Raw genomic sequence first — 24509 nt, 5'->3', positions numbered from 1 at the left:
TGCCGGGCTGTTTGTTTTCCTGCAGAAGCCGACCCCGTTAGAGGTTGGCTTCTTCGGTCTGCACCTTGAAGTGCTTGCGCATCGCTTCGACGTAGGCCTTGGCGGCGGCCATGCCGTCGATCTGGCTCAGCTGCTCCTTGAGCTGCTGCTGCTGGGCGGCATCTACTTCGGCCACGTTGCCCGGGGTGACCTTGCTGACCGCGTAGATCACGTAGCGGCCCTGCACGGCGACCTTGCCGTAGCTGGGCTTGCCTTCGGCCGGCAGCGGCGCGCTGAACACCGCGCGGTTGATTTCCGGGGTCGGCACCGGCTGGGTGCGCGGCAGGCCCGGCAGCGGGCTGATCTGCAGCTGGTCACTGGTCGCCAGCGCCTGCAGGGTCTGCCCGGCCTTCAGCTTGGCCAGCACGGCGTCCACGGCCTTCTCGGAAGCCTGGCGGGTGCGGTCGGCATGGATCGCAGCGATGACCTGCTCACGGGCCTTGGCCAGCGGCAGTGCCTGCTCCGGGCTGTGCTCGGTCACGCGGATCATCACGTTGTGGTTCGGGCCCAGCTCGATCGGGTCGCTCACCGTGCCATCCTGGGTCAGGATGTCGGAGAACGCCGCACGCAGCACGGCCGGGTTGGCCGCGATGCCACTGGCGGTGGCGCGGGTGAACGGACCGAGCGTCTGCACCGGCAGGCTCATGTCCTTGGCCGGGCCTTCCAGCGAGGTCGGGTTCTTGTAGACCAGATCCACCAGGCGGCCACTCAGTTCAGTGAACACGCGATCGGTATCGGCCTTGAGCTGTTCGGCAGCCAGCTGGTCACGCACGTCCTCGAACGCGCGGCCTTCGCCACCCTTGGTCTCGCGCAGCTTGAGCACGTGGTAGCCGAACTCGGTCTTCACCGGCCCAACCACTTCGCCCGTCTTCATGGCGAACAGCGCGTCTTCGAACGGCTTCACCATCGCGCCGTGTTCCACCCAGCCCAGGTCGCCGCCGGTGTCCTTGGAACCCGGATCTTCCGAGTTGGCCTTGGCCAGCGCGGCGAAATCGGCACCCGGCGCCTTGGCTTCCGCGGCAATGCGCGTGGCCTTTTCTTCGGCCGCCTTCAGCTTGGCCGGATCGCTGCCATCGGCGGTGATCAGGATGTGCGAGGCCAGACGCTGTTCCGGGGTGGCGAAGCGTGCCTTCTCATCCTGGTAGCGCTTGCGCAGCGTGGCTTCGTCAGCCGCGGCTGCGGCCGGCAGGTTCGCACCGTTGATCTCGACGTACTCCAGCGACACGGTTTCCGGCTGGCGGAAATCCTTGGTGTGGCTGTCGTACCACTGCTTGATCTGTGCGTCGGTCACTTCGGCGGTATCGGCCGGCGTTTCCGGCAGCGCGGCCAGCTCCACGTCACGCGTTTCACCGAGCAGCTTCATCAGGCGCTCGGCCTCGCTCTGGGTGGTGAACCCCGAACGCTGCAGGGCCGACGGAATGATCGACTGCTGGATGCTCTCGCGCACCAGCGCTTCGAACTGCGTCGGCGTGCGCGGCGGATTACCGCTGGCCAGCGCGATGCGGTAGTTGTCCTGGTTGAACTTGCCGTCCGCATCCAGGAAGGCCGGGATCGAGGCAATGTACTCGCGCACGGCACCATCGCCGATCACGATGCCGGACTGTTCGCCAGCCAGGCGCACGACCTGCTCATCGATCATCTGATCGAGCACGGCCAGCTTGCTTTCGGTGCTTTCGAACTGGCGCGGATCGAAATCCTCACCCTGTTCCTGGCGTGCCTGCTGGCGCGCTTGCTCGAAGCGCACGCGGAAATCGTTGGAGCTGATTTCATGGTGCTGCCACAGGAACGAGACCGGCCACCACGACGGGGCGGATTTCCACCAGGTCGGCGGGGCGGCCACTTTGGCCACGTTCTGCGAGCCGACGCCACCGAGGTAGCTGGAGTCGATCACGAACAGGAACGGAATCATCAGCAGCCCCAGGATCACGGTAACGATCCAGCCCGAGGTCTTGTCGCGAAGTTTCTGCAGCATGGGAAAAATCAAGGCCTGATTGGCGAGCCCGGCAGTGTAACCCGCTTCGCGGCAGGCTCCAAAAGTGCCCGCCTCGGCCGCGCCGGCCTGATCCACCGGGTCCCACGCCCGGCCATGGCAACGGATGCACGGTCAGTCGCGCGCCGTTGATCGACCCGCTGAATTGGAAACAAAAAAAAGCCCTTGGTTTTCACCAAGGGCTCTTCAAAGATTGGCGGAGCGGACGGGACTTGAACCCGCGACCTCCGGCGTGACAGGCCAGCATTCTAACCAGCTGAACTACCGCTCCGCACTTGAAACTTTGCAGGCGCTCATTCTATCCGAAGATATTCAGATTGCCCACCCCGAAATGTTGCTTTTTTCGAGGTTTTTTTAAAACTGGCGGAGCGGACGGGACTTGAACCCGCGACCTCCGGCGTGACAGGCCAGCATTCTAACCAGCTGAACTACCGCTCCGCACTAAACCGCTTTTGTTTCCACCGCGACCTGCGTCGCTGGAGAAAACAAGGCCCCCGATCGCTCAGGGGCCCTATTGAAACTGGCGGAGCGGACGGGACTTGAACCCGCGACCTCCGGCGTGACAGGCCAGCATTCTAACCAGCTGAACTACCGCTCCACATTTCAAAACTTTTTACTGGCAGTGCCTGGTGGGTGCTGAGGGTTTCGAACCCCCGACCCTCTCCGTGTAAAGGAGACGCTCTACCGCTGAGCTAAGCACCCCAGCAAGCCGCTTAGTTTACGGCATCCTTCAGGGCTTTGCCAGCCTTGAACGACGGATTCTTCGACGCAGCGATCTTGATGGTGTCGCCGGTCTTCGGGTTGCGGCCGGTACGGGCAGCGCGGTCGCGGACCTGGAACGTGCCGAAGCCCACCAGCGTCACCGCGTCACCGCCCTTCAGGGCCTTGGTGACGGAAGCGATGACGGCATCAACGGCGCGGCTGGACTCGGCCTTGGTCAGGTCGGCGGCTTCAGCAACGGCGTCGATCAATTCGGTCTTGTTCATTCTCTACAGCTCCTTTGGCGGGGATTCCGCGGATTCAACATTGAGACACCCGAGGACGATACGCCGCCGGATGCCAGTGAAGTTCTCTGTTCGCCGAATTCAGCATGACGCTGACTCACGAGTGGTGCTTTTATACCAGTGCCCCCCTACCCGCGCAAGCTGAAAAGCCAATAACGACGCGGGTTTCGGGCACTTGGACAGCGCGCGTCAATGCTTGACGCGCGTGGTGGAAGCTGTCTTGGACTTGCCACGTACCGTGACACGCTGCCCATCTTTCTTGGGCTTCGGTGCGGTCAGCGGCGTCTCCAGGGCCAGGTCGAGCACTTCCTCGATCCACTTCACCGGCACGATCTTCAGATCACGGGTGACATTGGCGGGGATATCGGCCAGATCCTTGCGGTTCTCCTCGGGGATGATGACCGTGGTGATGCCGCCACGCAGCGCCGCCAGCAGCTTCTCCTTGAGGCCGCCAATGGCGGTGACGCGACCGCGCAGGGTGATCTCGCCGGTCATCGCCACTTCGGCCCGGATCGGCACCTTGGTCAGCGTGGACACCAGCGAGGTGACCATGGCGATGCCCGCGCTGGGGCCATCCTTCGGGGTGGCGCCATCGGGTACGTGCACGTGCACGTCGTGCTTCTGCAGGAACTCGTTGTCGATGCCCAGCCGCTCGGCACGCGAACGCACCACCGACAGGGCCGCCGAGGCGGATTCCTTCATCACGTTGCCGAGCTGGCCGGTCAGGATCAGCTGGCCCTTGCCCGGGACGAGTGTGGATTCAATCTGCAGCAGATCGCCGCCGACTTCCGTCCAGGCCAGGCCGGTGACCAGGCCCACTTCGTTCTGCTCTTCGGCACGGCCGAAATCGACGCGGCGCACGCCCAGGTACTTGTCCAGGTTCTTGCCGTTGACCACCACCAGCGCCTTCTTCTTCGCACTGGTCTTCTTGGTGGCCTTGGCCGGCTTGGCCGGTGCGACCGGACCGGCGAGCGCGATCTCCTTGACTACCTTGCGGCAGATCTTGGCGACTTCGCGCTCAAGGTTGCGCACGCCGGATTCGCGCGTGTAATAGCGCACGATGTCCTGGATCGCGTCGGCCTCGATCTCCAGCTCTTCCGGCTTCAGGCCGTTGGCCTTGATCTGCTTGGGCACCAGGTAGCGCATGGCGATGTTGAGCTTCTCATCCTCGGTGTAGCCGGGGATGCGGATCACCTCCATACGGTCCAGCAGCGGGCCGGGGATGTTGAGCGAATTGGAGGTCGCCACGAACATCACTTCGGACAGGTCCAGGTCCACTTCCAGGTAGTGATCGTTGAACGCGTTGTTCTGCTCCGGATCGAGCACTTCCAGCAGCGCCGACGACGGATCGCCCCGGAAGTCCATCGACATCTTGTCGATCTCATCGAGCACGAACAGCGGGTTCTTGCTGCCGACCTTGTTGAGGTTCTGCACGATGCGGCCCGGCATGGAGCCGACGTAGGTACGACGGTGCCCGCGGATCTCGGCCTCGTCGCGCACGCCGCCCAGACTCATGCGCACGAACTTGCGGTTGGTCGCCTTGGCGATGGACTGGCCCAGCGAGGTCTTGCCCACGCCGGGCGGGCCGACCAGGCACAGGATCGGGCCCTTCATCTGCTTCACGCGCGACTGCACCGCCAGGTATTCCAGGATGCGGTCCTTGACCTTGTCCAGACCGAAGTGATCGGCATCCAGCGTGTCCTGTGCGGCCTTGAGGTCCTTGCGGACCTTGCTGCGCTTCTTCCACGGCACGCCCAGCAGCCAATCCAGGTAGTTGCGCACGACGGCAGCCTCGGCCGACATCGGCGACATCTGCTTGAGCTTGTTGAGCTCGGCCTTGGCCTTGGTCTCCACCGGCTTGGGCATGCCCGCCTCGGCGATCTTGCGGGCCAGCTCGTCCATCTCGCCGGGCGCGTCATCCAGGTCACCCAGTTCTTTCTGGATGGCCTTCATCTGCTCGTTGAGGTAGTACTCGCGCTGGCTCTTCTCCATCTGCGACTTCACGCGGCCGCGGATGCGCTTTTCCATCTGCTGCACGTCGATCTCGCCATCGACCAGGCCGACCAGCATTTCCAGGCGGTCGCCGATCTGCAGCGTTTCCAGCAGGCGCTGCTTGTCGGCCAGGCGCACGCTGATGTGCGCGGCGATGGTATCGGCCAGGCGCGCCGGCTCATCGATGCCGGCCAGGGTCTGCAGCAGCTCCGGCGGCAGCTTGCGGTTGGTTTTGACGTACTGTTCGAACAGCGACATCAGCGAACGGGCGATCGCCTCGATCTCGCGCGGCTCGCGCGATTCGTCCGATTCGATTTCCATGCCCACGCCGTGCAGCGAGCCATCGCGCTCGGTCACGTCGGTGACGTTGACGCGCGACAGGCCTTCGACCAGTACCTTGATGGTGCCATCGGGCAGCTTCAGCAGCTGCAACACCTGGGCGAGCGTGCCGACCTGGTACAGATCGGCGGCGGACGGATCATCCGTCTCGGCGGACTTCTGCGCGAGCAGCAGGATGCGCTTGTCCGCCTCCATCGCCTGCTCCAGCGCATGCATGGACTTGTCACGGCCGACGAACAGCGGAATGACCATGTGCGGGAACACCACCACGTCACGCAGCGGCAGTACCGGCAGGTCGAGAGTCTCAGTTGGGGAACGGGCCATGTGGGCTCCAGTGGAACAGTGGGGATGGCCTCCGGGCGCCTCGCCCGGATACAAAAAAAGCCGATGGCCTCGTTATGGGGCCATCGGCTTCTAGATGCAAGCTGTTCTGAAAAAATTCTATCAATTCAATTACTTGAACTGATTATTCAGCGCCAGCCGCCTTCTGTTCAGGCGCCGGTGGCGTCTGGTAGATCAGGTACGGTTCGGACTTGTGTTCGATCACCGATTCGTCCACTACCACCTTGCTGACGTTCTCTGCCGAGGGCAGGTCATACATGGTGTCCAGCAGGACCGATTCGACGATCGTACGCAGGCCACGGGCACCGGTCTTGCGCTTGAGCGCCTTGCGGGCAATGGCGGCCAGTGCGTCCGGACGGAACTCCAGCTCGACGTGCTCCATCTCGAACAGCTTCTTGAACTGCTTGGTGATGGCGTTCTTCGGCTCGGTGAGGATGCGCACCAGGGCGGCCTCGTCCAGCTCTTCCAGCGTCGCCACGACCGGCAGGCGGCCGACGAACTCCGGAATCAGGCCGAACTTGATCAGATCTTCCGGCTCGACTTCGGCCAGGATCTTGCCCACTTCCTGCTTGCGCTCGGAACTCTTCACCTTGGCACCGAACCCGATGCCGCCCGAATCGTTCGAACGCTGCTGGATCACCTTGTCCAGGCCGGCAAACGCGCCGCCACAGATGAACAGGATGTTCTTGGTGTCCACCTGCAGGAATTCCTGCTGCGGGTGCTTGCGACCGCCCTGCGGCGGCACGCTGGCCACGGTGCCTTCGATCAGCTTCAGCAGGGCCTGCTGGACGCCTTCGCCGGACACATCGCGGGTGATCGACGGGTTCTCGCTCTTGCGCGAGATCTTGTCGATTTCATCGATGTAGACGATGCCCTGCTGCGCCTTCTCGACGTCGTAGTCGCACTTCTGCAGCAGCTTCTGGATGATGTTCTCCACGTCCTCGCCCACGTAACCGGCTTCGGTCAGCGTGGTGGCGTCGGCCATGGTGAACGGCACGTTGAGCAGGCGGGCCAGGGTCTCGGCCAGCAGCGTCTTGCCCGAACCGGTCGGACCGACCAGCAGGATGTTCGACTTCGCCAGTTCGACCTCGTCGTTCTTCTGGCGGCTCTCGATGCGCTTGTAGTGGTTGTATACGGCCACGGCCAGGGTCCGCTTGGCGCGGTTCTGCCCGATCACGTACTGGTCCAGGACCTCGAGGATCTCGCGCGGCTTGGGCAGCGAACTGCGGGCCGACTGCGCCTTCTCCTCCAGCTCCTCACGGATGATGTCGTTGCACAGCTCGACGCATTCATCGCAGATGAACACGCTCGGACCCGCAATCAGCTTGCGCACCTCATGCTGGCTCTTTCCGCAGAAAGAGCAGTAGAGGATCTTGCCGGTGTCCGTGGAACGACCTTGGCGGTCTTCGCTCATGCTTCGCTTACCCAGTTACCCCACCCGACTGAACGGGGGTTCGATTCGAGAATAGCACAGGGTCAGGAGGACGCCAGTCCTGCCCGACCCGGTGGAAACAAGCCGGTTTCCCGGCCTGGCACAACCTTACGCCGGCTGGATCGACTCTTCCGGGCGACGCTCCAGGACCTGGTCGACCAGGCCGTAGGCCACCGCATCGACCGCGCTCTTGAAGTTGTCACGCTCGGTATCCCGGGCGATGGTCTCCAGCGACTGGCCGGTGTGCTTGGCCAGCACTTCGTTCAGGCGCGAACGCAGGGTCAGGATTTCACGGGCATGGATGTCGATATCCGTGGCCTGGCCCTGGAAGCCGCCCAGCGGCTGGTGGATCATCACGCGCGAGTTCGGCAGGGCATACCGCTTGCCAGCCGCGCCCGACGCCAGCAGCAGGGCGCCCATCGAGGCGGCCTGGCCGACGCAGATGGTGCTCACGTCCGGCTTGATGTACTGCATGGTGTCGTAGATCGCCATGCCGGCGGTGACCACGCCACCGGGCGAGTTGATGTAGATGCTGATGTCCTTTTCCGGGTTGTCCGCTTCCAGGAACAGCAGCTGCGCCACCACCACGTTGGCCATGTGATCGTCGATCGGGCCCACGAGGAAGATCAGACGCTCTTTCAACAAGCGCGAATAGATGTCATAGGCGCGCTCGCCGCGGCTGGTCTGTTCGACCACCATCGGAACCATGTTCAGGGCTGTGGTTCGGTTGTCCATTAGTGAGGCACCTATTTTGGGGGGAACGACCCCGCGCCAGGGCGCGGGGCGTAAAACGCGGGCCGCTTACTGGCGGATCGCGTCCTGGAACGACAGCTTCTCTTCGGTGTGCTGGGCGCGCTCGGCGATCCAATCGATCACCTGCTCTTCCATCACGCGATTCTGCAGCCCAGTCATCAGCTGGGGGTCATTGCGGTACATCTCAATGACCTGCTCCGGCTCTTCGTAGGTCGAGGCGATCAGGCGCATGGTTTCATTCAGGCGCTTCGGGTCCAGGCGCAGGTCATTCTTGCGCGCCACTTCGCCGACCAGCAGGCCGACCAGCACGCGCTTGGCAGCGGCGTCCTTGAAGCCTTCATGGGCGTCAGCCGGGACGTCGCCCGGGTTGCGGCCGCTGCGGCGGATCTGATCGATCTGCTGGGCCAGCATGGCGCGGGCTTCGTTCTCGACCAGGCGCGGCGGCATTTCGACCGAGGCGTAGGCGGCAATCAGCTGCTCGCCGACTTCGCGGCGCAGGCGGTTCATCAGGGCGCCCTTGAGCTCACGCTCCAGGTTGGCGCGGATGTCCTTGCGGAACTGCTCTACGTCGCCACCCTTCACGCCGAAGCTGGTGATGAAGTCGGCATCGACCTCCGGCAGCACCGGCGCGGACACGTCCACCGCCTTGACGGTGACCTTGACCTGCTTGCCGGCCAGCGCGGGCACGCGCCAATCGGCCGGGAACTCGACGTCCAGGGTCTTTTCTTCACCGGCGGTCAGACCTACCAGGCCCTGTTCGATCTGCTCGAACATCATTCCCTGGCCCACGATCACGCTGCCCTTTTCGGTGCCTTCGGCCGGCAGGCGCTCATCGCCGGCCTGCGACCAGGTTTCCAGGGCGACCAGATCGCCGTCCTGGGCGCCACGGGTGACCGGGCTCCAGCTGCGGCGCTGTTCGCGCAGGTTGGTGATCATCTGGTCGATGTCGGCGTCGTTGATCTCGGCGGTATGGCGGACCACGGTCAGCTTGCTGACGTCCACGTCGCCGAAGTCCGGCACCAGCTCGACGGTGGCCACGAAGGACAGCTCGCCCTCGCCCTTGTCGATGCGCGGGGTGCCGGCGATGCGCAGCTCGTGCTCGCGCAGGGCGGCATCGAAGGTCTCACGCAGCAGGCCGTCGACGGCTTCGCTGCGGACCTGCTGGCCGAAACGCTGCTCGATCACCTTGGCCGGCACCTTGCCAGGGCGGAAGCCCTTGATGCGCGTGGTGCGGGCGATTTCGCCCAGACGGCCGCTGATGTGCGTCTGCAGACGGTCTTCCGGCAGCGAGAAGGTCAGGCGGCGTTCCAGATTGCCAGTGGATTCGATCGAAGCTTGCATGTTGACTCCTGCCACCGGCGGCATGGGCCCCGGCACGATGTGATGGATGAAACGGGTTTTGGACGCGGGGTCGTGGACGCGCATGCCCGCCGCAGCCCTGTAGTTTCGCCGATAAATGCCAGCGCCGCCAGCGCGGGCCGAGAACGCTCGGGGCCGCCAGAGACCCAGCATGTGGCCGTCTCCCCGATCGGGGACGTGCCCATGGTCATGGTGCGGGCGAAAACGCCCTGCACTGGTGCGAAAGGGGGGACTCGAACCCCCACGCCTTGCGGCACTGGAACCTAAATCCAGGGCGTCTACCAATTCCGCCACTTTCGCGAGTCTGAACACTCAGGCGCGCATTGTTGCAGGCCCGAACCCAAAGCTGAAGCGCTTTGACAAGAAAAAAGCCGCCTGGCGGACCAGGCGGCTTTCGTCTTGGTGGGCTGTCAAGGATTCGAACCTTGGACCTATTGATTAAGAGTCAACTGCTCTACCAACTGAGCTAACAGCCCGAAAATCGGGAGGCGAATTATGCAGGGTTTCCTGCGTGCGGCGCAAGCACTTTGTTTGGATGGATGGCGAATGGCATCCGTAACCACCCAACGATCCGCCTGCTCCACGCAACATTCAAACAAGAAAAAAGCCACCGGGCGGACCCGATGGCTTCTGTCTTGGTGGGCTGTCAAGGATTCGAACCTTGGACCTATTGATTAAGAGTCAACTGCTCTACCAACTGAGCTAACAGCCCTGAAAACTCAGGCGCACATTGTAGCGTGTGTGCTGCCTTTTGCAACCCTGATTCACTTTCGGTGAACCAGTTTGAATCAGTGGGGTGGCTGAGGGGACTCGAACCCCCGACCACCGGAATCACAATCCGGAACTCTAACCAACTGAGCTACAGCCACCACTGAAAACCTTGTCTCCTACCGCTTGCACCGGATGGTGCGCCCGACAGGAATCGAACCTGTAACCGCCGGCTTAGAAGGCCGGTGCTCTATCCAGTTGAGCTACGGGCGCTCGGTCCGGATTGTCGCACTCCAATCCCGATTTGAGCAGCGGGCTTGGTCGGGGTAGAGGGATTCGAACCCCCGACATCCTGCTCCCAAAGCAGGCGCGCTACCAGACTGCGCTATACCCCGGCGGTTTGTTTCCCTCCGGGGTTCCCCCCGAAAGAGCCGCCTATTGTGGGAATCGGCATGGCATCTGTCAACGGTTTTCACACATCAATTCACATGTCGTCATTGCCGATGGCGGCTTCGGCTATGCTCGGGGCAGCGGCCGGAGGGCCGAACCCCTACCCCATCAAGGAGATTGGCAATGCGCAGCGGCAATCCCGCACTTTCCGAGTCCACCTTCCTCGACCTGGCCAGCGGCTCGGTCGTGGCCCGCCCCGACCAGGCGATGACCATCAACGGCACCGTCAACAAGACCGGCGTGTTGCTGTTGCTGACCGTGCTGACGGCCGCGTTTGCGTGGAGCCAGTCGGTCGATGCGAACGGCCTGCCCACCTCCAGCGCCATGCTGTACACGCTGGTTGGTGCGATCGGCGGCCTGGTACTGGCCCTGGTGACCGTGTTCAAGAAGGAATGGTCGCCGGTCACCGCACCGATGTATGCACTCGTCGAAGGCCTGTTCCTCGGCGCGATCTCGGCGATGTTCAATGCCAAGTTCCCCGGCATCGTGATGCAGGCGGTGATGCTGACCTTCGGCACGATGTTCGTGATGCTGGCGGTGTACCGCAGCGGCCTGATCAAGGTCACCGAGAACTTCAAGCTGGGCGTGGTGGCGGCAACCGGCGGCATCGCGCTGCTGTACCTGGCCTCCTTCGTGCTGAGCTTCTTCAACATCAACGTGCCGATGATCCACGAAGGCGGCTGGATGGGCATCGCCTTCAGCCTGTTCGTGGTGGTGGTGGCCGCGTTGAACCTGGTGCTGGATTTCGACTTCATCGAAACCGGCGCCGAGGCACGCGCACCGAAGTTCATGGAGTGGTACGGCGCGTTCGGCCTGATGGTCACGCTGGTGTGGCTGTATGTGGAATTCCTGCGCCTGCTGTCCAAGATCCAGCAGCGCTGAGCCACGCGCCCGCAGCGAGATGACGAAGGCGCCGCAAGGCGCCTTTTTCATGCCCCGGCGCTCGGCGCAGGACACATCACGCAACAAAAAAGCGGGGCGCCGAAGCGCCCCGCTTTCTGGACAACCGACCCGCGCGCTTACAGGCGGCTGGCGATGGCCTGGGCGAAGCCCATGGTGTTGCCGGTGCCGCCCAGGTCGCCGGTCAGCGAATCCTTGGCTTCCAGCGTGGCCACGATGGCCTTGCGCAGGCGCTCGGCATTCTCGACCTGGCCGACGTGGTCCAGCATCTGCGCAGCGGCCAGCAGCAGCGCGCACGGATTGGCCTTGCCCTGGCCGGCGATGTCCGGCGCGGTGCCGTGCACGGCTTCGAAGATCGCCGCGTTCTCACCGATGTTGGCGCCCGGGGCCAGGCCCAGGCCGCCGACCAGACCGGCACACAGGTCGGAGATGATGTCGCCGAACAGGTTGGTGGTCACGATCACGTCGAACTGTTCCGGACGCATCACCAGCTGCATGCAGCAGTTGTCGACGATCATTTCCTGGAACTCGATATCCGGGTACTTGGCCGCCACTTCGCGCGCCACGGCCAGGAACAGGCCCGAGGTCGACTTGATGATGTTGGCCTTGTGCACGGCGGTGACCTTCTTGCGGCCGGTGCTGCGGGCCAGCTCGAAGGCGTAGCGCACGATGCGCTCGGAGCCCTTGCGGGTGATGCGGGTGCCGGAGAAAGCGGTCTCGCCATCGGCCGACACTTCCTGGCCTTCGGCCAGGTACGCGCCTTCGGTGTTCTCACGGACGGTGATCAGGTCCACGCCATCACCGAAACGCGACTTGGTGTTCGGGAACGAGACGGCCGGGCGCACGTTGGCGTACAGGTCGAAGTGGCGACGCAGGCTGACGTTGATCGAGGTGAAGCCACCACCGACCGGCGTGGTCAGCGGGCTCTTCAGCGCGATCTTGTTGCGTGCGATCGACTCCAGCGTGGAGGCCGGCATCAGATCGCCGTGCTTTTCCAGCGCGACCAGGCCCGCGTCGGCGTCTTCGTATTCAAAGCCGGTGTCCAGCTTGCCGAGCACGAACAGGGTAGCGTCCATGATCTCCGGGCCGATGCCGTCACCGCGGATGACCGTGATTTTCTGCGTCATTGATGTGTATTCCGAACCGAGGGGGGAGCGCCATCCGTGAGGTGCGCGAAGCGCGGGCGCAAGGGAAGTTTCATCGGCAATTATGCCTTACCCGCCCGATGGACCCCAAATAGGCCATTGGTCCAAGGCGGGTAAGGCAGAATTGCCCGCGCATGCCTCCTCTACCCCGCGCCGTTGGCGCGCCCCTGCAAACCGCGAAGCGGTTTGCCCGCGCATTCCTCCTCTACCCCGCGCCTGTCGGCGCGCCCCTTCAACAGAAGGGGCTTTCCTCCAGAGGCATTGCTATCCGGGTTGCTGAACGGGGTCTCGCACCTGAACGGTGCGCCACCGGGGGCGACGACATTGCCGGGGTGCCGGAGCAGCCGAGCAACGGTCGGCGCCTACCGCGGCGGGGCCATCACGGCCCCGGCTCAATGCTCGTGAACGGCCGGCGCTTCGGCGCCACCTTCGAGCTGATCCAGGAAGTCCACGGCGCGCCGCAGGTGCGGGATCACGATGGAACCGCCGACCACCAGACCGACCGAGAAGGTCTCGAAGAACTCCTCGCGGGTCACGCCGGCGTCCTTGCACTGGGCCACGTGGTAGCTGATGCAGTCATCGCAGCGCAGCACCATCGAGGCGACCAGGCCCAGCAGTTCCTTGGTCTTCACATCGAGCGCGCCAGCCTGGTAGGTCTGGGTGTCCAGGGCGAAGAAGCGGCGCACGACCTGATTGGGCTCGCCCAGGATGCGCTGGTTCATGCGCTGGCGGAACTCGGTGAATTCGGCGATGCGGTCCTTGCTGCCGTCGTCGGCCGCGCTCATGCCGGGTCCTGCCCGGCCAGCAGCGGCTCCAGCTTGCCGGCGCGGTGCAGCGCCATCATGTCGTCGTAGCCACCCACGTGGACCTCGCCGACAAAGATCTGCGGCACGCTGGTGCGGCGGGTCTTGGCCATCATCTTCTCGCGCTCGGCGGCGTCCAGGTCGATCCGGACCTCGGTCCACTCGCGGCCCTTGCTCTTCAGGAAGTTCTTGGCGGCCACGCAGTACGGGCACACCGCGGTCGAGTAGATGGTGATGGCGGGCGCACCACCCGGGGGGGTAACAGCATCTTGGCTCACGGGAAACTCCACAGCGGAACGTTGGTCTGTATATGGTAGCGGTCTGCTGGATTTTCCACGTCACCGCCGCAACACTGTGGTTTAACCGCAGGTTGCACTGGCCCTGTCACGCTGTCGTCCGTCATCCCCCCAGGAGCTCCGTTTGCGCCCTCTGCTGCTCTCTGCCGCGTTGACCCTTGCCTTGGCGGTGCCGTTGGCCGGCGCCCAGGAAAGCAAGCTGCCGGACATCGGGTCCTCGGCCGGCGAGCTGCTGACCCCGGCCCGGCAGGCCGAGTACGGCGGGATGATGCTGCGTGAACTGCGCAACTACGGTTTTCTGCTCGACGACCCGCTGGTCGATGACTGGTTGCAGACCATGGGCGCCCGGCTGGGCTCCAACAGTGCCCAGCCGCGCCAGTCCTACACGTTCTTCATGCTCAAGGACCGGCAGATCAACGCCTTCGCCACCCTGGGCGGCTATATCGGGGTGAATGCGGGCCTGGTGCTGACCGCCGAACGCGAGGACGAAGTGGCCGCGGTGCTGTCGCACGAAATCGCCCACGTCACCCAGCAGCACGTGCTGCGCGGGGTGGAGCGCGCCCAGCGCGACCAGATCCCCATCCTGCTGGGCATGCTCGCCGCGGTCGTGGCCGCGCAGCAGGCCGGCGGCAATTCCGCCGGTGATGCCACCATGGCCGCGATCACCTCCGGCATGGGGCTGATGCAGCAGCGCCAGATCAATTACACCCGTTCCAATGAGTCCGAGGCCGACCGCCTGGGCATCCGCACCCTGGCCCGCAGCGGCTACGACGTGGATGCCATGGCCGGTTTCTTCGAGCGCATGTCGGCCTCGATGCGGGGCAATCAGGGCGGCTACAGCGTGCCGGATTTCCTGCAGACCCACCCGGTCACCACCACCCGTATCAGCGAGGCCAAGGCCCGCGCCGAGCAGATGAAGAAGGACACGGTGCTGCTCACCACCGAGGTGCCGGGCGGGGTGCGCCAGGAGCGGGTGAACCCGGCTGACCCGGCGTTGTCCGATCCGCTGGTGCGGCGGAGCAACCCCCTGCTGCCAGCCTCGATGCAGATTTCGGTCAATTCACTCAGCCGCGGCAGCACGGGGCAGTTCGAGTGGGCACGCGAGCGCCTGCGCGTGCTCAGCGCCGATACCCCCGCCGATGTGATCAGCGAGTACGAAAGCCTGCAGCGCGCGCAGAAGAACGGGCTGACCGAACCGCAACGCTATGGGCTCGCGCTGGGGCGGCTGCGCAACAGTGCGGCGGCACAGGCCACCCGCGACCTCACCGAGCTGCTGCGCGATCATCCCGACAATGTCTGGGTGGCGCTGGCATTGGGCGAGGCGGAGTCGCGCTCGGGCCAGCAGGCGCAGGCCAATGCGCGCTTCGAGACCCTGATGCGCCAGCATCCCGGCAGCCGCCCGGTGGCCCTGACCTACGCGTCGATCCTCAACGAACAGGGCGGGCGCGAGGCCGGCCAGCGCGCGCAGGCGATGCTGCGCCCGATGCTGTCGCAAAGCGGCAATGATCCGGTCTTCCAGCAGCGCTTCGCCCGTGCCAGCGAACTGGCCGGCGATACCACCCGGGCCAGCGAGGCCTACGCCGAGGCCGCCTTCCTGAGCGGCCGCCCCGAGCAGGCCTTGATCCAGCTGCAGGCGCTCAAGCGGCAGCCAAGCCTGGATTACGTGGTGCGGGCCCGGGTCGATGCCCGGATCGAGAGCATTACTCCGACCGTGCTGGAAATGCGCCGGCAGGGGATCGACGACCCGGACCTGGACCGCCGCTGAGGCGGTCCGCGCCAACCGGCTCATGACCGCCAGATGGCGGTGACCGACGGGAACGGCCACCTCGTCACAAACCTGTCATGAAACCGTAGTCTACTGAGCTCAATCCCGATCTGATGAGCAATACGGTGGGCACGTGCAGAAACGCATCCTGATCGTCGATGACGAACCCGCGATCCGCGAAATGGTCGCCTTTGCCCTGCGCAAGGGCGACTACGACCCGATCCATGCTGGCGACGCCCGCGAGGCACAGACCGCCATCGCCGATCGCGTCCCGGACCTGATCCTGCTGGACTGGATGCTCCCGGGCACCAGCGGCCTGGACCTGGCCCGGCGCTGGCGCAAAGAAGCCCTCACCCGCGAGGTGCCGATCATCATGCTGACCGCACGTGGCGAGGAAAACGATCGCGTCGGTGGCCTGGAAGCCGGTGTGGACGACTACGTGGTCAAGCCGTTCTCGGCACGCGAACTGCTCGCCCGCATCCGTGCGGTCATGCGCCGCGCCCGCGACGATGACGAAGACGGCAGCGTCGCGGTCGGTACGATCCGCATCGATGGCGCCGCGCACCGTGTCTTCGCCGGCGACCAGCCGGTGCCGATCGGTCCGACCGAATACCGCCTGCTGCACTTTTTCATGACCCACCCCGAACGCGTCTACACCCGTGCCCAGCTGCTGGATCACGTGTGGGGCGGCAGCGTGTATGTGGAGGAGCGCACCATCGACGTGCACATCCGCCGCCTGCGCAAGACGCTGGAGCCGTTCGCTGCGGAGAACATGGTGCAGACCGTGCGCGGCGCCGGTTACCGGTTCTCGACCTCGACCTGAGTCTCGTCGGGCCGGTCCCGGGCGCGCATGCCCGGTTCCGGCCACTCCTGCTATAACCTTGGATCGATTCCGAGGCCCGCACTTTCTGCGAGACCGCAATGCCCCGCCACATCCGTTCTGCCTGGTTGAAAACGCTGGCCACCCTCGCCGCCCTGCTGCTCGCGGCCGGCTTGCTGGGCCTGGCGGTCGGCCATGTCTGGATGTGCATCGCACTGGCCTCCATCGGCGCACTGACCTGGCATTACTGGCGGCTGCGCCGCGTGCTGCGTGGCCTCACCGCGCGCCATCGCTGGGACATGGGTGACGGCACCGGCGTATGGAACGAGCTGGACCGCCTGCTCTACCGCAACCAATGGGAAATGCGCACGCGCAAGCGGCGCCTGCTGGACATGCTGCGCAGTTATCGCGCCGCGGCCGCCGCCCTGCCCGATGCCGTGGTCGTGGTCGACCGCAACAGCCAGCGGGTGCAGTGGTTCAACGAAGCGGCGACCTCGCTGCTCGGCCTGCACCATCCAGGCGATCTGGGCGAGGCGCTGGTCGAACGCCTGCAGCCGATGCCGCTGGCGCACTGGCTGGCCGGTGGCCGCAATGCCGAACCGATCCTGGATGTGCCCTCGCCGGTCGATCCGGCGATCCGCCTCAACCTGCGCCTGATTCCCTATTCGCCGGACTACTGGCTGCTGATCGCACGCGATGTCAGCAAGCTGCTGCGGCTGGAACAGGTACGCCGTGACTTCGTTGCCAACGTCTCGCATGAACTACGCACGCCGCTGACCGTGGTGCACGGCTATCTGGACATGATGGATCCGGAAGATTTCCCCGGCACCGGCCCGATGCTGGAGGAAATGCGCAAGCAATCCCAGCGCATGGCGCAGCTGGTCGAAGACCTGCTCACCCTGTCCCGACTGGAATCGCAGGAACACACCGAAGCCGAAGCCGTGGCGATGACGCCGATGCTGGCCACGCTGCGCCGCGAGGCCGAAGCGCACAGCCAGGGCCGTCATCAGATCAGCATCATCGATACCGCCGGCGTGGATCTGCAGGGCTCCAACAAGGAACTCCACAGTGCGTTCTCCAACCTGGTCACCAATGCGGTGCGTTACACCCCGGCCGGTGGCCGCGTGGAAGTGGAATTCGCGCGCGAAGGCGATGGCGTGGTGCTGTCGGTGCGCGACACCGGTTACGGCATTCCGGCCAACCATCTGCCGCGCCTGACCGAACGTTTCTACCGCGTCTCCAGCAGCCGCTCGCGCGAGAGCGGTGGCACCGGGCTGGGGCTGTCGATCGTCAAACACATTCTCGGCCTGCACCATGCCCGCCTGGAGATCCAGAGCGAGGTCGGTAAAGGCAGCACGTTCTCGTGCCATTTCGATGCCGACCAGGTGCGTGCGCGCAACGAGGTCGTCTCCCTTCCTTCTTCTGAAGACTTTTCCGCATGAGCACTCCTGTTCCCGTCGCCGTGCCTGTGGACGGCGATCCGCTGCGCGATCCAGCGCTGTACATCAACCGCGAGCTGTCGCAGCTGGATTTCAACTTCCGCGTGCTGGCCCAGGCCATGGACCCGCAGGTGCCGCTGCTGGAGCGCCTGCGCTTCATGTGCATCTCCTGCACCAATCTGGATGAATTCTTCGAGATCCGCGCGGCCGCGGTGCGCCATGCGCAGGAATTCGGCCTGCCGCCCGCGCCGGACGGCATGACGCCGCAGGCGATCCTCAACGCCATCCATGACCGTGCCGCGCAGTTGGTCGACCAGCAGTACCGCTGCTGGAACGAGACCCTGCGCCCGGCACTGCATGAAGCCGGCATCGACGTGCTCGGCCGGCACTCCTGGAACCATCGCCAGAAGCGCTGGCTGCGGGCGTATTTCCGCAACGAGATCATGCCGGTGCTGTCCCCGCTCGGCCTGGATCCGTCGCACCCGTTCCCGAAGATCCTCAACAAATCGCTGAACATCGTGGTGGTGCTCAAGGGCACCGACGCGTTCGGTCGCGCGGGGCATCTGGCGATCGTGCGTGCTCCGCGGTCGCTGCCGCGCATCATCCAGCTGCCGGAAAAACTTGGCGGCCCGCAGACCTTCGTGTTCCTGTCCTCGGTGCTGTCCACGTTCGTCGATGAGATGTTCCCGGGCATGGAAGTCCAGGGCGCGTATCAGTTCCGCGTGACCCGCAATTCCGAACTGGTGGTGGACGAGGAAGAGGTCGAGAACCTGGCCCTGGCGCTGCGCGATGAGCTGGTCGATCGTGGCTACCGACCGGCCGTGCGGTTGGAGATCGCGCAGGACTGCCCGCGCGACATCGTGCGCACCCTGCTGCAGAACTTCGGGCTGACCGAGAACGCGGTCTACCGCATCGACGGCCCGGTCAACCTCAACCGCGTGGTCCAGCTGTACGACGTGATCCAGCGGCCGGACCTGAAGTACCCCTCGCTGAGCCCGCGCGTACTGCGCGACAGCGATGGCATCTTCGAGATCGTCGCGCGCCGGGACGTGCTGCTGCACCATCCCTTCGATGCGTTCACCGCCGTGCTCGATGTGATCAAGCAGGCGGCGGTCGACCCGAACGTGCTGGCGATCAAGCAGACGCTGTACCGCACCGGCAAGGATTCGCTGATCGTCGATGCCCTGATCCAGGCCGCACGCAACGGCAAGGACGTCACCGTCGTGGTCGAGCTGCGCGCGCGCTTCGATGAAGAAGCCAACCTCGGCCTGGCCGACCGCCTGCAGGAAGCCGGCGTGCAGGTCGTCTACGGTGTGGTCGGTTTCAAGACCCACGCCAAGATGCTGCTGATCGTGCGCCGCGAAGGCCGCAAGCTGCGCCGCTACGTGCACCTGGGCACCGGCAATTATCACAGCGGTACCGCGCGGGCCTACACCGACCTGAGCCTGATCACCGCCGATGCGGACATCGGCAACGATGTGCACCTGCTGTTCCAGCAGCTGTCCGGGCTGGCCCCGCGGATGAAGCTCAAGCGCCTGCTGCAGTCGCCCTTCACCCTGCACCCGGGTCTGCTGCAGCGGATCGAGCGCGAAACGCGCCTGGCCGCCAGTGGCCGTCCGGGACGGATCATCGCCAAGATGAACGCCCTCAACGAACCCCAGATGATCCGTGCCCTGTACGCGGCGTCGCAGGCGGGCGTGCAGATCGACCTGATCGTCCGCGGCGCCTGCACGCTGCGCCCCGGCGTCCCCGGTGTCTCGGACACCATCCGGGTGCGCTCGATCGTCGGCCGCTTCCTGGAACACAGCCGGGTCTACTGGTTCGGCAATGACGGGGCCTCGGAACTGTTCTGCGCCAGTGCGGACTGGCTGGAGCGCAACCTGCTGCGCCGGGTCGAGACCTGTTTCCCCATCCTGGACCCGGAACTGGCGCGCAAGGTCTACCGCGACGTGCTGCAGAACTACCTGGACGACAACCTCAATGCCTGGGAGCTGCAGGCCGACGGCAGCTACATCAAGTGCACGCCCGGCCACGACGAGCCGCCGCACGCGGCGCAGATGGCCCTGCTGAAGGGTCTGTAACCTGCGACCCCACGTCGCATCCCCTGTGAAGGTGGTGCGGTGACGCGGGGGGCCTGCCTTCGGCTAACATTCGCCCATGCCGCATACCTCCACGACTCCGCCCGCTTTGCAGGATGGCGACCTGCTCGCCGCCATCGACCTTGGATCGAACAGCTTCCACATGGTCATCGCGCGATACACGCTCGGGCAGTTGCGGGTGGTCGACCGCCTGCGCGAGACCGTGCGCATGGCCGATGGCCTGGATGGCAAGGGCGGCCTGTCCGCCGAGGCCCGTCAGCGCGCGTTGGAATGCCTGGCCCGGTTCGGCCAGCGCATCCGTGCGATCCCCCCGGTACGCGTCCGCGCCCTGGCCACCAACACGGTGCGCCAGCTGCGCTCGCCGCAGGCCTTCCTGATGCCGGCCGAAACCGCGCTCGGGCATGCGATCGAAGTGGTCAGCGGCCGCGAAGAGGCGCGTCTGATCTACCTCGGCGTGGCCCATGCGCAGCCCCCCAAGGCGGACCAGCGCCGGCTGGTGATCGATATCGGCGGTGGCTCCACGGAATTCATCATCGGCCAGGGCATGCAGACCCTGGAGCGCGAAAGCCTGCAGGCCGGCTGCATCGCCAGCACGCGCCGCTTCTTCCCCGGCGGCAAGCTCAGCAAGAAGCGCTGGAAGGACGCCCTGACCGAAATCGGCGCGGAGTTCCAGCAGTTCGCCAACAAGTACCGCGCGTTGGGCTGGCACGAGGCACTGGGCTCGTCGGGCACGCACAAGGCGATCAGCGAAATCTGCGCCACGATGAAGCTGAGCAAGGGCGCGATCACCGCCGAGGCCCTGCCGCAGCTGCGCGATGAGCTGCTCAAGGCCAAGCGCATCGAGGACATCGACCTGCCGGGCCTGTCCGCGGATCGTCGCCCGATCATCGCCGGTGGCATCCTGGTGCTCGAAGCCGCCTTCCAGGCACTCGGGCTGCAGAAGCTGCTCGTCAGCAAGGCCGCGATGCGTGAGGGCATTCTCTACGACATCCTCGGCCGCGCCAGCGAGAACGACCTGCGCGACGAATCGGTCGCGGCACTGACCCAGCGTTACGGCATCGATACCATCCAGGCTGATCGCGTGGAAAACACCGCGATGTACCTGCTCGCCCAGGTGGAAGAAAGCTGGCAGCTGGACCCGGACGATGCCCGCATGCTCGGCTGGTCCGCACGCCTGCACGAGCTCGGCCTGATGATCGCGCACAGCGGCTACCACGTGCATGGCAGCTACGTGCTGGAGAACTCGGACATCGCCGGTTTCTCGCGGCAGGAACAGCAGCTGCTTGCCGCGCTGGTACGCAGCCACCGCCGCAACATCTCCAAGTCCGCCTTCGAGGCGCTGCCCGAGCGTCTGCTGCAGCCGGCACGGCGCATGACCGCGCTGCTGCGCCTGGCGGTCCTGCTCAACCGCGCGCACGAAGACACGCCGATGCCGGCACTGGAACTGACCGCCGATGACGCACGCCTGTCACTGATCCTGCCGCAGGCCTACATCGATGCACGTCCGCTGCTGCGCGCGGACCTGATCGGCGAAACAGAAGGCATGGCCGGTCTGGGTGTGCAGTTCCGACCCTTCGTTGCCTGACGCTTTTTACCTGCTTCGTAGCGTGCATCTGCAGCAATTTTTAGGCTCAATTCGCAGAACGCCAAAGCCGTGAATTATTTGTGAGAACCCCCTCACATCTCCCTCATGGAAACTTAACCAATCGATCTACTCTCGGGAGACCGGCCTTCACACGGCTGGATTTTTGAGGAAGGCGGTACTTGGGTCCGCCGACCTCTTGGACGTCGTTCCGATAAGAGAGAGAGTCGATCATGTCTTCATCCACCACCCCGCTGGGGCAGGCGATCCGCCTTGCCCTGGTTGCCGGCACCGCTGGCCTGGCTTCCACCGCCGTCCTCGCCCAGGACGCCACGCCGACCACGCTGGACCGCATCGAGATCACCGGGTCGCGCATCCGCCAGGTCGATGTGGAATCTGCCCAACCGGTGCTCGCGATCAGCCGCGCCGATATCGAACGCCAGGGCTTCAGTTCGGTCGCCGACATCCTGCAGAACCTGACGGCGGTCGGCAGCCCGGCATTGAGCCGCTCCAACGTGCTCAGCGCCGGCGAGACCGCCGGCGGCACCTACATCGACATGCGCAACCTCGGCGCGCAGCGCACCCTGGTGCTGATCAACGGCAAGCGCCTGGGCATCACCACCAGCGGCTACCAGGACATCTCCAGCGTGCCGGTCTCGGCGATCGAGCGCATGGAGGTGCTCAAGGACGGTGCGTCTGCCATCTACGGCTCGGACGCGATGGCCGGCGTGATCAACATCATCACCCGCAGCAACGTCGACGGCGTCACCGCCAACGTCTATTACGGCCAGTACGGCCAAGGCGATGGCGCGCGTAACCGCGTCGACGTCGTCGCCGGCTGGTCCAACGACCGCGCCTCGCTGACGTTCTCGGCCGAGCACACCGAAGAGAAAGAGGTCTGGGCGCGCGATCGCTGGTTCAGCCAGTTCCCGAATACCACCCGCCACCCGGGCGACAGCTGGACCCAGATCAGCCAATGGGGCCAGATCAACGGCCTGAAGGGACCGGGCTGCACGGCCGCAGCGGGGTGCAACTATTCGCTGGACCGCGGCACCGATCCGACCAACCCGGCGAACTATCACCTCAGCGATCTGACCCCGTTTACCGGCGACCTCAGCAACGCGCAGGAACAGATGCACCTGATCTCGCCGCTCAAGCGGGATTCGCTGTTCCTGGATGGCCGCCTGGACCTGACCGATGACATCCGCCTGACCACCCAGTTGGGCTACAACAAACGTTCCTCGACCCGGCAGATCGCCGGCTATCCCCTGCAGTCCTCCACCGAAGGCATCGGACGGATGTCGGCCGACAGCTGGTTCAATCCCTTCGGCAACCATCACGGGTATGAAACGCCCACCGACATCGCCTGGAACCGCCGCACCTGGGAAGTGCCGCGGGTCAGCACCAGCGACCTCACCACCTGGCGTGCGGTGGCGGCACTGGAAGGCAGCTTCGAGCTTGGCGAGCGCTACTTCGATTGGGAAGTGGGCTACCAGTACAACCGCAGCGAACTGCTGCAGCACGCCACGGGCAACCTCAACAAGGAACGCGTCAAGAACGCGGTTGGCCCTTCCTACTACAACGAGACCACCGGCAAGGTCGAATGTGGCGTGCCGGGCGCGCCGATTGCCGGCTGCATGCCGTGGAATCCGCTGGTGCCGTACGGCTCAAACGACCCCAATGGCCTCACCGGCAATCAGGAGCTGATCGACTACCTCTTCCCGCCGGAAATCTCCCGCGGCAAGACCACCTCCCGCAATGCGTTCGCCAGCGTCGCCGGTACCGTGATGACCCTGCCGGCCGGTGACCTGGGCTTTGCCTTCGGGGTGGAAACCCGCAACGAAGCCGGTGAATTCACTCCCGATCCGCTGGCCCAGAGTGGCGCGACCACCAACCTGGCCGCCGGCCCGACCGGTGGCGGCTACAAGGTCAACGAGGCCTACCTGGAGCTGAGCGTGCCGATCCTGGCCGACCTGCCCGGCGCGCGCGAGCTGAGCCTGAGCGCAGCCACGCGCCATTCGGATTACAGCACCTTCGGTAAGACCCTCAACAGCAAGTTCGGCTTCAAGTGGAAGCCGATCGAGCAGCTGCTGGTGCGTGGTACGTGGGCCCAGGGCTTCCGTGCGCCGACCATCTCCGATCTGTACGGCGGCGGCTCGGAAACCTTCACCACCGGCTACCGCGATCCCTGCGATACCGTCTACGGCGCGTCGGCCAGCAGCGCCGACGTGCGCGCGCGCTGTGCCGCCGACATCGCCAATGCGGACAGCTACCGCCAGCTGCGCCAGGGTGGCGTGCCGATCACCTCCAGCAGCGATCAGACACCGGTGCCGTTCACCAACGGCTCCAACCCGGACCTGCAGCCGGAGACCTCGACCAGCCGTACGCTGGGCCTGGTCTGGAGCCCGACCTTCGTGCCCAACCTCAACGTGGCACTGGACTGGTGGAAGGTACGCATCGACAACACCATCGTCAGTGACCACCCCAACGACATGCTGCGCGACTGCTACGAGCTGGGTATCGCCTCGCGCTGCAGTGGCTTCACGCGCGACCCGGTGACCGGCATTGTCGACACGCTGAAATATGGCAAGCGCAATTCCGGCTTCCTGGAAACCGAAGGCTACGACCTTGAGCTCAGCCACCGTCTGGATACCCGTTACGGCACGCTGAGCACGGGATGGACTACAACTTATGTCAGCTCGTATCTGTCGCGTACGACCAACGACACCGACGTCGTGCCCACCCCAAGCAACGGCATCGGCAGCGGCTTCCGCGTGCGCTCCAACCTGACCCTGGGCTGGGACGTGGGCGATTTCGGGATGAGCTGGACCGCGCGCTACTACTCCGGGGTGAAGGAACGCTGCCTCAACGCCAAGACGCGTCCGGACGAATGCTCCGACCCGGGCGTGCGGGCACCGTGGTACGCCGGTACGCGTGACTACAACCAGCGTGGCTCGGTCACCTTCCACGACGTGCAGTTCCGTTACAACCTGCCGTGGGATGCCACCGTCTCCGTCGGTGCCAACAACGTGTTCGAGAAGTACGGCCCGATCATGTACAGCCAGCCGAACTCCAACTTCTCCTACTACGGCGGCTACGACATCGGTCGTTTCATGTACATGAAGTACCAGCAGCGTTTCTGATCGCTGCCGGGTAACACCGTTTGACCACCACGGCCCTTCGGGGCCGTGGCTTTTTCTGTCAGGCGCCGGCGTCATCCGAACGTCATACGACAGTCATGTCGGCTACATC

The 24509-nt window shown here is 64.8% G+C and carries 16 protein-coding genes and 10 tRNA genes; 7 read left to right on the top strand and 19 right to left on the bottom strand.

Features of this window, described 5'->3' with window-relative positions; translation table 11 throughout:
- Positions 1-37: 37 nt before the first annotated feature.
- The 16 genes from ACWV8V_RS00450 to ACWV8V_RS00375 form a co-directional block, all read right to left on the bottom strand.
- The gene (locus ACWV8V_RS00450; RefSeq protein WP_259261161.1) at positions 38-2011 is read right to left on the bottom strand and encodes a peptidyl-prolyl cis-trans isomerase; all 1974 of its coding nucleotides are present in this window, start codon (positions 2009-2011) and stop codon (positions 38-40) included.
- Positions 2012-2223: 212 nt separating this feature from the next.
- A tRNA-Asp gene (locus ACWV8V_RS00445) sits at positions 2224-2300 on the bottom strand.
- A gap of 90 nt (positions 2301-2390) precedes the next feature.
- Positions 2391-2467 (bottom strand) — tRNA-Asp (locus ACWV8V_RS00440).
- An 83-nt stretch (positions 2468-2550) separates the two neighbouring features.
- Positions 2551-2627: transfer RNA gene (locus tag ACWV8V_RS00435), tRNA-Asp, on the bottom strand.
- Between the two features lie 29 nt (positions 2628-2656).
- A tRNA-Val gene (locus ACWV8V_RS00430) sits at positions 2657-2731 on the bottom strand.
- A gap of 11 nt (positions 2732-2742) precedes the next feature.
- Positions 2743-3015: an HU family DNA-binding protein gene (locus ACWV8V_RS00425; RefSeq protein ID WP_019185801.1), complete on the bottom strand. Its 273-nt coding sequence runs from the start codon at positions 3013-3015 to the stop codon at positions 2743-2745.
- A gap of 207 nt (positions 3016-3222) precedes the next feature.
- Positions 3223-5688 carry an endopeptidase La gene (lon, locus tag ACWV8V_RS00420; protein ID WP_259261159.1) on the bottom strand — a complete coding sequence of 822 codons (2466 nt, stop codon included), beginning with the start codon at positions 5686-5688 and terminating at the stop codon, positions 3223-3225.
- A 142-nt stretch (positions 5689-5830) separates the two neighbouring features.
- Positions 5831-7120, bottom strand: coding sequence for an ATP-dependent Clp protease ATP-binding subunit ClpX (clpX, locus tag ACWV8V_RS00415; RefSeq protein ID WP_019185803.1), 1290 nt, complete (start codon positions 7118-7120; stop codon positions 5831-5833).
- 126 nt (positions 7121-7246) lie between these two features.
- Complete coding sequence (gene clpP, locus ACWV8V_RS00410) at positions 7247-7873, bottom strand: ATP-dependent Clp endopeptidase proteolytic subunit ClpP (RefSeq protein WP_121042979.1); 627 nt, start codon at positions 7871-7873, stop codon at positions 7247-7249.
- 66 nt (positions 7874-7939) lie between these two features.
- The gene (tig, locus tag ACWV8V_RS00405) at positions 7940-9232 is read right to left on the bottom strand and encodes a trigger factor (RefSeq protein WP_259261157.1); all 1293 of its coding nucleotides are present in this window, start codon (positions 9230-9232) and stop codon (positions 7940-7942) included.
- Between the two features lie 233 nt (positions 9233-9465).
- Positions 9466-9550 (bottom strand) — tRNA-Leu (locus ACWV8V_RS00400).
- 100 nt (positions 9551-9650) lie between these two features.
- Positions 9651-9726 (bottom strand) — tRNA-Lys (locus ACWV8V_RS00395).
- A gap of 160 nt (positions 9727-9886) precedes the next feature.
- Positions 9887-9962, bottom strand: a tRNA-Lys gene (locus ACWV8V_RS00390).
- A gap of 80 nt (positions 9963-10042) precedes the next feature.
- A tRNA-His gene (locus ACWV8V_RS00385) sits at positions 10043-10119 on the bottom strand.
- Between the two features lie 35 nt (positions 10120-10154).
- Positions 10155-10231 (bottom strand) — tRNA-Arg (locus ACWV8V_RS00380).
- Positions 10232-10276: 45 nt separating this feature from the next.
- Positions 10277-10353 (bottom strand) — tRNA-Pro (locus ACWV8V_RS00375).
- Positions 10354-10531: 178 nt separating this feature from the next.
- Here ACWV8V_RS00375 and ACWV8V_RS00370 point away from each other — a divergent pair.
- Complete coding sequence (locus ACWV8V_RS00370; protein WP_123728491.1) at positions 10532-11290, top strand: Bax inhibitor-1/YccA family protein; 759 nt, start codon at positions 10532-10534, stop codon at positions 11288-11290.
- Between the two features lie 137 nt (positions 11291-11427).
- On the opposite strand, the gene ACWV8V_RS00365 is transcribed toward ACWV8V_RS00370, so the two are convergent.
- The 3 genes from ACWV8V_RS00365 to grxC all read right to left on the bottom strand — a co-directional run bounded on the left by ACWV8V_RS00365 (position 11428) and on the right by grxC (position 13534).
- Positions 11428-12435, bottom strand: coding sequence for an isocitrate dehydrogenase (locus ACWV8V_RS00365; RefSeq protein ID WP_121042973.1), 1008 nt, complete (start codon positions 12433-12435; stop codon positions 11428-11430).
- 410 nt (positions 12436-12845) lie between these two features.
- Positions 12846-13238: a carboxymuconolactone decarboxylase family protein gene (locus ACWV8V_RS00360; RefSeq protein WP_019185812.1), complete on the bottom strand. Its 393-nt coding sequence runs from the start codon at positions 13236-13238 to the stop codon at positions 12846-12848.
- The gene (gene grxC, locus ACWV8V_RS00355) at positions 13235-13534 is read right to left on the bottom strand and encodes a glutaredoxin 3 (protein WP_123728488.1); all 300 of its coding nucleotides are present in this window, start codon (positions 13532-13534) and stop codon (positions 13235-13237) included. Before grxC ends, ACWV8V_RS00360 begins: the two co-directional genes overlap by 4 nt.
- A 142-nt stretch (positions 13535-13676) precedes the next feature.
- Between grxC and ACWV8V_RS00350 the strand changes: the two genes are divergently transcribed.
- The 6 genes from ACWV8V_RS00350 to ACWV8V_RS00325 all read left to right on the top strand — a co-directional run bounded on the left by ACWV8V_RS00350 (position 13677) and on the right by ACWV8V_RS00325 (position 24400).
- A complete protein-coding gene (locus ACWV8V_RS00350) occupies positions 13677-15317 on the top strand; it encodes a M48 family metalloprotease (RefSeq protein WP_259261153.1) in 1641 nt (546 codons plus the stop codon).
- A 133-nt stretch (positions 15318-15450) separates the two neighbouring features.
- Positions 15451-16140: a phosphate regulon transcriptional regulator PhoB gene (gene phoB / locus ACWV8V_RS00345; RefSeq protein WP_123728486.1), complete on the top strand. Its 690-nt coding sequence runs from the start codon at positions 15451-15453 to the stop codon at positions 16138-16140.
- Positions 16141-16238: 98 nt separating this feature from the next.
- On the top strand, positions 16239-17579 hold the full coding sequence (gene phoR / locus ACWV8V_RS00340) for a phosphate regulon sensor histidine kinase PhoR (RefSeq protein ID WP_259261151.1): 1341 nt from the start codon (positions 16239-16241) through the stop codon (positions 17577-17579).
- Complete coding sequence (gene ppk1 / locus ACWV8V_RS00335) at positions 17576-19657, top strand: polyphosphate kinase 1 (RefSeq protein WP_455898655.1); 2082 nt, start codon at positions 17576-17578, stop codon at positions 19655-19657. Before phoR ends, ppk1 begins: the two co-directional genes overlap by 4 nt.
- Positions 19658-19733: 76 nt before the next feature.
- Positions 19734-21260, top strand: a complete 1527-nt coding sequence (gene ppx, locus ACWV8V_RS00330) for an exopolyphosphatase (RefSeq protein WP_259261149.1) — start codon at positions 19734-19736, stop codon at positions 21258-21260.
- 230 nt (positions 21261-21490) lie between these two features.
- Positions 21491-24400, top strand: a complete 2910-nt coding sequence (locus ACWV8V_RS00325) for a TonB-dependent receptor plug domain-containing protein (RefSeq protein WP_455898654.1) — start codon at positions 21491-21493, stop codon at positions 24398-24400.
- The last annotated feature ends 109 nt before the right edge of the window (positions 24401-24509 follow it).

The sequence above is a fragment of the Stenotrophomonas sp. Ker107b genome, from assembly GCF_053847245.1.
The sequence above is the reverse complement of the archived record's forward strand: the minus strand, read 5'-3'. Positions and strand labels throughout refer to the sequence as shown.

Coding starts and splice junctions, on each gene's coding strand:
- ACWV8V_RS00450 (WP_259261161.1), bottom strand. CDS start 2,011: ATGCTGCAGAAACTTCGCGACAAGACCTCGGGCTGGATCGTTACCGTG.
- ACWV8V_RS00425 (WP_019185801.1), bottom strand. CDS start 3,015: ATGAACAAGACCGAATTGATCGACGCCGTTGCTGAAGCCGCCGACCTG.
- lon (WP_259261159.1), bottom strand. CDS start 5,688: ATGGCCCGTTCCCCAACTGAGACTCTCGACCTGCCGGTACTGCCGCTG.
- clpX (WP_019185803.1), bottom strand. CDS start 7,120: ATGAGCGAAGACCGCCAAGGTCGTTCCACGGACACCGGCAAGATCCTC.
- clpP (WP_121042979.1), bottom strand. CDS start 7,873: ATGGACAACCGAACCACAGCCCTGAACATGGTTCCGATGGTGGTCGAA.
- tig (WP_259261157.1), bottom strand. CDS start 9,232: ATGCAAGCTTCGATCGAATCCACTGGCAATCTGGAACGCCGCCTGACC.
- ACWV8V_RS00370 (WP_123728491.1), top strand. CDS start 10,532: ATGCGCAGCGGCAATCCCGCACTTTCCGAGTCCACCTTCCTCGACCTG.
- ACWV8V_RS00365 (WP_121042973.1), bottom strand. CDS start 12,435: ATGACGCAGAAAATCACGGTCATCCGCGGTGACGGCATCGGCCCGGAG.
- ACWV8V_RS00360 (WP_019185812.1), bottom strand. CDS start 13,238: ATGAGCGCGGCCGACGACGGCAGCAAGGACCGCATCGCCGAATTCACC.
- phoR (WP_259261151.1), top strand. CDS start 16,239: ATGCCCCGCCACATCCGTTCTGCCTGGTTGAAAACGCTGGCCACCCTC.
- ppk1 (WP_455898655.1), top strand. CDS start 17,576: ATGAGCACTCCTGTTCCCGTCGCCGTGCCTGTGGACGGCGATCCGCTG.
- ppx (WP_259261149.1), top strand. CDS start 19,734: ATGCCGCATACCTCCACGACTCCGCCCGCTTTGCAGGATGGCGACCTG.
- ACWV8V_RS00325 (WP_455898654.1), top strand. CDS start 21,491: ATGTCTTCATCCACCACCCCGCTGGGGCAGGCGATCCGCCTTGCCCTG.